The organism is Streptococcus sp. DD04 (genome assembly GCF_001578725.1).
GTDB lineage: Bacteria > Bacillota > Bacilli > Lactobacillales > Streptococcaceae > Streptococcus > Streptococcus sinensis.
The window spans coordinates 81,305-87,375 of sequence record NZ_KQ968982.1; the positions used below are offsets into that span (position 1 = coordinate 81,305).

Annotated in this window: 7 protein-coding genes; 2 read left to right on the top strand and 5 right to left on the bottom strand. The window is 46.5% G+C overall.

Annotated elements, in window-relative coordinates; all coding sequences use genetic code 11:
- The first annotated feature begins 72 nt into the window (after positions 1–72).
- Positions 73–444, top strand: a complete 372-nt coding sequence (locus STRDD04_RS09900; RefSeq protein ID WP_005591777.1) for a DUF956 family protein — start codon at positions 73–75, stop codon at positions 442–444.
- A 212-nt stretch (positions 445–656) separates the two neighbouring features.
- Positions 657–1,934, top strand: coding sequence for a serine--tRNA ligase (gene serS / locus STRDD04_RS09905; protein WP_062201922.1), 1,278 nt, complete (start codon positions 657–659; stop codon positions 1,932–1,934).
- 215 nt (positions 1,935–2,149) lie between these two features.
- Here the strand turns inward: serS and STRDD04_RS09910 are convergent, their stop codons facing one another.
- The 5 genes from STRDD04_RS09910 to STRDD04_RS09930 all read right to left on the bottom strand — a co-directional run.
- A complete protein-coding gene (locus STRDD04_RS09910) occupies positions 2,150–2,920 on the bottom strand; it encodes an acetyl-CoA carboxylase carboxyl transferase subunit alpha (RefSeq protein WP_062201925.1) in 771 nt (256 codons plus the stop codon).
- Complete coding sequence (gene accD / locus STRDD04_RS09915) at positions 2,917–3,780, bottom strand: acetyl-CoA carboxylase, carboxyltransferase subunit beta (protein ID WP_062201926.1); 864 nt, start codon at positions 3,778–3,780, stop codon at positions 2,917–2,919. Before accD ends, STRDD04_RS09910 begins: the two co-directional genes overlap by 4 nt.
- Positions 3,781–3,845: 65 nt before the next feature.
- Positions 3,846–5,213, bottom strand: coding sequence for an acetyl-CoA carboxylase biotin carboxylase subunit (gene accC / locus STRDD04_RS09920; protein ID WP_037617530.1), 1,368 nt, complete (start codon positions 5,211–5,213; stop codon positions 3,846–3,848).
- Between the two features lie 18 nt (positions 5,214–5,231).
- Positions 5,232–5,654 (bottom strand): 3-hydroxyacyl-ACP dehydratase FabZ, encoded by a 423-nt coding sequence (fabZ, locus tag STRDD04_RS09925; RefSeq protein ID WP_062201928.1) that lies wholly within the window; start codon positions 5,652–5,654, stop codon positions 5,232–5,234.
- Positions 5,651–6,071, bottom strand: a 421-nt coding sequence (locus STRDD04_RS09930; RefSeq protein ID WP_231853931.1) for an acetyl-CoA carboxylase biotin carboxyl carrier protein, incomplete at its 5' end; no start/stop codon positions are given. The genes STRDD04_RS09930 and fabZ, both read right to left, overlap by 4 nt.

Here is a 6,071-nt window from a genome sequence, read left to right on the forward strand (position 1 = left end):
CCCAAAAAAGAAGGTTTCGGCCTTCTTTTTATTGTGGTATAATAGCTATATCATTTAAAAGGGAGATGTTCTATGGCACAGTCGCAAAATAAATCGATTGAATTTCAAACTACAGGAGTTTCCTATCTGGGTTTAGGTGGAAAGGTTGGGAAATTTTTGGTCGGTGATGTCGCACTGGAATTCTACGCCGACGCTAATGTAGAAGACTATATCCAGCTGCCTTGGTCTAGCATCCAGCAAATCGGTGCCAATGTCTCTGGGAAAAATGTCAGTCGCCATTTTGAAGTTTTTACAGACAAGGGGAAGTTTCTCTTTGCTTCTAAGGACACTGGAAAGATTCTCAAAATTGCACGGCAACATATCGGGAATGAAAAGGTTGTCAAATTGCCTACCTTGATCCAAACAATTGGCCAATTCTTTAAAAATCTATTTGCAAAAAAATAGAAAATCCTGTATAATCTAGGAAACGGACAAGTAAGACTATGGCTTCTTTCAGAAAGTCTGCGGGTGCTGCGAGCAGATAGGAGCCTAGTGTGAAATTCTACCGTTGCAATACAACTACATATATAATAAAGTGCACACCTGTGAAGTTGGATGGAACCGCGGCCTAGCCGCTCCAACAGTTTCCTCGGTGTGCTTTTATTTTTGGAGGTCTTATGTTAGATTTAAAACGTATTCGGACAGACTTTGATGCTGTCGCAGAGAAATTAGCTACCCGTGGCGTAGCAGCTGATGTGCTCAGTCAAATGAAGGAAATTGATGAGCAACGACGTGATTTGTTGGTAAAAGTAGAAAATCTCAAAGCAGAGCGCAACACTGTTTCTGCAGAGATTGCCCAAGCCAAGCGCAACAAAGAAAATGCGGAGGACAAGATTGCAGCCATGCAAAAACTATCTGGTGAGGTCAAGGACTTGGATGCTACTTTGGCTGAATTAGATGCTAAATTGACCGAGTTCACCACAACCCTGCCAAACATTCCGCACGATAGCGTGCCAGTCGGGGCAGACGAGGATGACAATGTCGAGGTCCGTCGCTGGGGTACACCTCGCCAATTCGACTTTGAAGCTAAGGCTCACTGGGATCTAGGCGAAGACTTGGATATCCTGGACTGGGAGCGTGGTGCAAAAGTAACTGGTGCTCGCTTCCTCTTCTACAAGGGCTTGGGAGCTCGTTTGGAGCGCGCTATCTACAACTTCATGCTGGATGAGCATGGCAAAGAAGGCTATACAGAGGTCATCACTCCCTACATGGTCAACCATGACTCTATGTTTGGGACTGGGCAATATCCTAAGTTCAAAGAAGATACGTTTGAACTGAGCGATACCAACTTCGTGCTCATTCCGACTGCTGAAGTTCCGCTGACCAACTACTATCGAGACGAAATTCTAGATGGCAAAGAATTGCCAATCTACTTCACAGCTATGAGCCCATCTTTCCGTTCTGAAGCGGGTTCTGCTGGTCGTGACACGCGCGGTCTGATTCGTCTGCACCAATTCCACAAGGTTGAAATGGTGAAATTTGCCAAGCCAGAAGAATCTTATGAAGAGCTGGAAAAGATGACTGCCAATGCAGAAAACATCCTGCAAAAGCTCAAGCTGCCTTACCGTGTTGTTGCTCTTTCTACCGGAGACATGGGATTCTCTGCTGCTAAAACCTACGACTTAGAAGTCTGGATTCCAGCTCAGAACACCTATCGTGAAATTTCCAGCTGCTCTAACACAGAAGATTTCCAAGCTCGTCGAGCACAAATCCGCTACCGTGACGAAGCAGATGGCAAGGTCAAACTCCTCCACACTCTCAACGGGTCTGGACTGGCTGTCGGACGCACAGTCGCTGCTATCTTAGAAAATTACCAAAACGAAGATGGCTCTGTGACCATTCCTGAAGTCCTACGTCCTTACATGGGGGGCTTGGAAGTCATTACAGCAGAATAAGCGAATCCACTGTGATATCTGCAATTTGTACATCGACTAGCAATCAATGACCGCTAATAGAGGCTAAGGATTCTCTTTGAAGCTATCTTCTGTCAAAATGAATTTTATATGAGAATTTGCACCCATTTTATACAGTTGACAAAGAGCCAATAAAAAAAGACAAACATCTCATCTTGATGCTTGTCTTCAATCAGAAACCGAGTTCAACTCGGTTTTTAATATTTTCTGAATCGTTGATAACGATTTTCCAATAATTCTTTCAGAGGCAGTTTGGAAAGTTGAGCCAGCTCAGTACTGATTTCTTCCTTGACCGCAGCTAAGAGTTCGTATTTATTGAATCCGCGTTCTGGAATAACCTTATCCACAACTCCCATCTGCAGCAGTTCATGGGAAGTGATTTTCATCAGCTCAGCTGCCTCCATAGCCCGACTGCCATCTTTCCAGAGAATAGAGGCAAAGCCTTCTGGGCTTAATACCGCATACATGGAATTTTCCAGCATCCAGACCTTATCTGCAACAGCCAGTGCCAGAGCACCACCTGAACCGCCCTCACCGATGATAATGGCAATAATGGGCACCTTAAGGTCACTCATTTCCATGAGATTGCGAGCAATCGCTTCCCCCTGTCCACGCTCCTCAGCGCCGACCCCAGGATAGGCTCCTGCAGTGTTGATAAAAGTCACAACCGGACGACCGAATTTCTCTGCCTGCTTCATCAAACGCAGAGCTTTACGATATCCTTCGGGATGAGGTTGACCAAAATTTCGCCGCAGATTATCCTGGAGATTGCGCCCTTTCTGAATCCCGACAACCGTTACAGGCTGGCCCTGTAAGGTTCCAATACCGCCAACAACGGCACCGTCATCACGAAAAGAACGATCTCCATGCAACTCCACAAAGTCTTCAAAAATCCCCCGAGCAAAATCTAAGGCTGTCAAACGCGCCTGATTACGCGCTTCCTTGATGATCCGAATGATTCTTGTCATAGGCCACCTCCATGAAAGCTTAAAAGTGTGGCAATTGTATCACGTAATTCCCCACGCTTAACAATTGCATCGACGAAACCATGTTCCAGCAAAAATTCAGCCTTTTGGAAATCATCTGGCAATTTCTCTCTTACAGTAGACTCAATAACCCGACGGCCAGCAAAACCAACCAAAGCTTGAGCTTCGGCTAAAATGATATCGCCTTCCATAGCAAAGGAAGCCGTGACACCGCCTGTTGTCGGATCCGTCAGGACTGTCAGGTAAAAGAGCCCCGCCTTGGAGTGACGCTGCACAGCAGCAGAGGTCTTGGCCATTTGCATGAGACTCATAATGCCTTCCTGCATCCGAGCACCGCCAGACGCTGTGAAAAGAACGACTGGCAGCTTCTGTTCTGTCGCATACTCAAAGAGACGGGTTATCTTCTCCCCTACAACAGTTCCCATGGAAGCCATGATAAAGTTGGAATCCATGATTCCCAGAGCAATTTTTCGACCTTTAATCAGAGCTGTACCAGTCAAAACGGCCTCATCCAGACCTGTTTTTTCACGCATCTGCGCCAGTTTTTCCTTATAATGAGGAAAACGCAGCGGATCCGTTGTCTCAATCCCAGTGAACAGTTCATCAAAGCTATTCTCGTCTGCGATTAAGCTCAAACGTTCAAATGCAGTAATACGGAAAGTGTAGCCACAATTTGGACAAATCCGTTCGCTTCCCAAATCTTTTTGATAAATGGTGTGCTTACACCCTGGACACTTGGAGAATAGTTCATCTGGCACCTCTGGTTTAGCCTGAGGCGTCTCACGAATCGCCCGATTCGGATTGATTCGGATATATTTATCCTTTTTTGAAAACAAAGGCATTGCTTACTCCTTCATCAAATCTAAGAGTGATCCTGTCTAGTTAAAACAAAACCACTCTCTGTCACTTAATTTTTATCTTGATAAGCTGGGAGAAATTTTTCCATTAGAAAAGCTGTATCGTAATCTCCCGCAATCACATTCGGATCAGAAATCAAATCCAACTGGAAACTGCTATTGGTCACAACACCGTCAATTTCTAGCTCATAGAGAGCCCGCTGCATTTTCATCAGCGCATCAAAGCGGTTTTCTCCATGGACGATAATCTTGGCAATCATGCTGTCATAGTACGGTGGGATAGTGTAGCCGGGATAGACAGCTGAATCCACGCGCAACCCCACTCCTCCGCTAGGTAGATAAAGGTTAGAAATTTTACCAGGACTCGGCGCAAAGTTAAAGGCTGGATTTTCAGCATTGATCCGACACTCAATTGCATGGCCCCGGATTTCAATATCATCCTGTCCAAAGGACAGTTCCTGCCCATTAGCAATCTTGATTTGCTCCTTGACGATGTCAATCCCCGTCACAAACTCTGTGACTGGATGCTCCACTTGAACCCGAGTATTCATTTCCATAAAGTAGAACTCACCCTTGGCTTCATCCAACAGAAACTCAATCGTTCCAGCATTTTCATAGCCGACAGACTGAGCAGCCCGAACAGCTGCTTCCCCAATCTGCTGGCGCAGGGTTTTCCCAATCGCCACCGACGGGCTTTCTTCCAGCACCTTCTGATTGTTACGCTGCAAAGAGCAATCCCGCTCCCCCAAGTGGACCACATGGCCCTGCTGATCTGCCAGGATTTGCACTTCGATATGACGAGCTGGATAAATCACTCGCTCCATATACATGGCACCATTGCCAAAGGCCGCTTTAGCTTCGCTAGAAGCAGATTCAAAAGCCGCTACTAAATCCTCAGCCTTTTCAACCTTACGGATGCCCTTGCCGCCACCGCCGGCAGAAGCTTTGAGCATGACTGGGTAGCCAATCTTTTCGGCTACTTCCAAGGCTTCTTTAGAAGTATACACCTCTCCATCAGATCCTGGAATAACCGGTACTTTGGCCTTAATCATCTGCGCTCGAGCATTGATCTTATCCCCCATCAGATCCATGACAGCGCCTGATGGTCCAATAAACTTAATACCGACTTCTTCGCACATGGTCGCAAATTTGGAATTTTCACTCAAAAAACCAAAACCGGGATGAATGGCTTCTGCCTCGGTCAAAACAGCAGCCGAAAGTACCGCATTCATATTGAGATAAGAGTCTGTAGATTTGGCTGGGCCGATACAGACTGCCTCATCAGCCAGTAAGGTATGGAGCGCTTCCTTGTCAGCCGTTGAATAAACTGCTACTGTCGCAATCCCCAACTCGCGGGCTGCGCGAATAATTCTGACCGCAATTTCCCCACGGTTAGCAATTAAAATTTTACGAAACATGGTGAAATCTCCTCTTTCTTACTGACCAATCGCAAAGGTCAAGGTTCCGCTAGCTGCAAGTTTTCCGTCAACCTCAGCCTTAGCTTCTACCACTGCAATGGTTCCGCGGCGCTTGACAAACTTGGCAGTCATAATCAATTGATCGCCTGGTACGACTTGCTTTTTGAACTTAACCTTGTCCATGCCAGCATAGAAGACCAGCTTGCCCTTATTTTCTTCTTTAGACAATTCCAGCACACCAGCCGTTTGAGCCAAAGCTTCCATAATCAAAACACCTGGCATGACAGGATACTGAGGGAAATGTCCGTTAAAGAAAGGCTCGTTGATTGTCACATTTTTCAGAGCAACAATCTCATCTTCACTGACTTCCAAAACGCGGTCCACCAAAAGCATGGGATAACGGTGTGGAAGTGCCTCTTTTATTGTATTGATATCAATCATTTGATGCGTACCAGCCCTTTCCCAAACTCAACCATTTCTTCATTTTGGACTAAAACTTCCGTGATAACACCATCTTTAGGAGCAGGCACTTCGTTCATTACCTTCATAGCCTCGATAATCATCAGGGTTTGCCCTTTTTTCACTTGGTCACCTACGTTCACAAAAGCTGGTTTATCTGGACCTGCGGCCAAGTAGGCCACGCCGACCAATGGACTTTCCACGACATCGCCTTCAGCAGCAGGGGTTGGAGCCTCTGGAGCCACTTCAGGCACTGCAGTTGGAGCTGCTTGGGGAGCTGGCTCAAGCACAGGTGCGCTTGCAGCCTGCAAGGGTGCGGCAAGCGGAGCTGTACTGACTGCTGGAGTTACTGGCACTGCGGCTTGCCCTTCATTCTTACTGAAAGTCAGCTCATCGCTT

Bases quoted from the DNA above. Each gene is read 5' to 3' on its own strand.
- STRDD04_RS09900 (WP_005591777.1), top strand. From the start codon at position 73: ATGGCACAGTCGCAAAATAAATCGATTGAATTTCAAACTACAGGAGTT.
- serS (WP_062201922.1), top strand. From the start codon at position 657: ATGTTAGATTTAAAACGTATTCGGACAGACTTTGATGCTGTCGCAGAG.
- STRDD04_RS09910 (WP_062201925.1), bottom strand. From the start codon at position 2,920: ATGACAAGAATCATTCGGATCATCAAGGAAGCGCGTAATCAGGCGCGT.
- accD (WP_062201926.1), bottom strand. From the start codon at position 3,780: ATGCCTTTGTTTTCAAAAAAGGATAAATATATCCGAATCAATCCGAAT.
- accC (WP_037617530.1), bottom strand. From the start codon at position 5,213: ATGTTTCGTAAAATTTTAATTGCTAACCGTGGGGAAATTGCGGTCAGA.
- fabZ (WP_062201928.1), bottom strand. From the start codon at position 5,654: ATGATTGATATCAATACAATAAAAGAGGCACTTCCACACCGTTATCCC.